General features: G+C 41.0%; 1 protein-coding gene. It reads left to right on the top strand.

All coding sequences use genetic code 11. The features are described 5' to 3' along the window. Window positions 1-51: 51 nt before the first annotated feature. Window positions 52-1,650 (top strand): APC family permease, encoded by a 1,599-nt coding sequence (locus FC65_RS10470; protein ID WP_015474755.1) that lies wholly within the window; start codon window positions 52-54, stop codon window positions 1,648-1,650. The last annotated feature ends 126 nt before the right edge of the window (window positions 1,651-1,776 follow it).

Below are 1,776 nucleotides of genomic sequence, written 5' to 3'. Positions count from 1 at the left end.
AATAATTTTCTCATTTGTTACACTGGTTGTCACTGCAAATAGGAGGTACAAATGGATTCTGACAAAACGACTAAGATTGGATTATTTCAACTTGTAATGTTAACGCTTGGTTCCTTAATTGGATCAGGCTGGCTTTTCGGTTCTTGGGAAGCCTCGAAAATAGCAGGCCCCGCTGCTATTATTTCATGGGTCATCGGGGGTGCGGTCATTGCCGCAATTGCTTACGATTATGTTGAACTTGGCGCAATGTTTCCGGAAGCCGGCGGGATGAGCCGATACGCACAATATTCCCACGGACCGCTTCTGGGATTTATTTCTTCATGGGCCAATTGGATTTCGTTAATTACGTTAATTCCAATAGAGGCTGTTGCTGCCGTTCAATATATGAGTTCATGGCCGTGGTCGTGGGCAAACTGGACCCATCAGTTCTTGAAAAATGGCACCATTACCACAGCAGGATTAATGGTGGTTTTCTTATTCATGTTGGTTTTCACTCTTTTGAACTTCTGGTCAGTTAAAATTCTAACCAGTTTTACCAGTTTAATCTCAGTTTTTAAGATCGGGGTACCAACGCTAACCATTATTATGCTGACAATTGCCAGTTTTCATCCCGAAAACTATGGCCATTCACTCCACGAATTTATGCCATACGGGTCAGCACCGATTTTTGCGGCTACTTCATCAGCCGGTATTATTTTCTCGTTCAATGCCTTTCAAACGGTTATTAATATGGGAAGTGAAATCGAAAACCCAAATAAAAATATCGGTCATGGCATTTTTATTTCACTTTTGATTAGTGGGATTATCTACATTGTCCTTCAAAGTGTCTTTATAACGGCAATTAAGCCATCCGCGGTTGCAGCACACGGATGGAGTGGTATTAACTTCAATTCCCCATTTGCCGACTTGGCAATTATGTTGGGAATCCGCTGGTTATCCGTTCTGCTTTACATGGATGCCTTTGTTTCACCCGTCGGAACCGGTGTCTCGTTTGCCGCATCAACTGGCCGAGCACTTTACGCGATGGAAAGTAACCAGCGTATTCCGAGTTTCGTAGGTAAGATCAATCAAAAATATGGGATTCCCCGTGTTGCGATGATTGTTAACCTGGTTCTAAGTATGCTGATGGTTTCTGTATTTAGATCATGGGCAACCTTGGCAACGGTTATCTGTACGTCAACCTTAATTGCGTACTTAACCGGGCCGGTAACAGCGGTTGCCTTTCGAAAATTGGCACCAGATTTTAAACGTCCTGTTAAGTTAAAGCATTTAAATTGGATGGCACCGCTTTCGTTTGTCTTGGCTTCACTTGCCGTATATTGGGCAATGTGGCCAACAACCGTTGAAGTTATTTTGGTTATTTTACTAGGATTACCATTCTACTTTTATTACGAGTACCGAGCTGGTTATGTGAATACCCGGAAAGCATTTTGGTCAAGTATGTGGATGATTTTTTATCTCATTTTCATTTCAATCATGTCCTACATTGGCAGTCACCAATTTAACGGTATCAATTGGATCCCATATCCTTGGGACTTTGTCGTGATTATTATTGCATCCCTTGGTTTTTATTATTGGGGAATCAAGAGTGCTCACGTCTTCCCGGACTTTTATCAGGCCAAGGAACTAAATGATACGGTAAAAGAATAGTCAGTATAATTTATAGCAACAATTCATTTTTGAGCCTATAACCAAAAAGCGTCAAATTGTCTATCTTCAGATCTTTCTGAACAGACAATTTGACGCTTTTTAAATAAGGCAGATTGTAAAATTTAA

Origin of the sequence: Ligilactobacillus acidipiscis DSM 15836 (assembly GCF_001435755.1) — a bacterium.
In the GTDB taxonomy this organism is placed as follows: domain Bacteria; phylum Bacillota; class Bacilli; order Lactobacillales; family Lactobacillaceae; genus Ligilactobacillus; species Ligilactobacillus acidipiscis.
Note: the sequence above shows the minus strand (reverse complement) of the source record. Positions and strands in the feature narration are given on the sequence as shown.

Excerpts from the sequence above, each read along its gene's own strand:
- FC65_RS10470 (WP_015474755.1), top strand. The coding sequence starts at position 52 with ATGGATTCTGACAAAACGACTAAGATTGGATTATTTCAACTTGTAATG.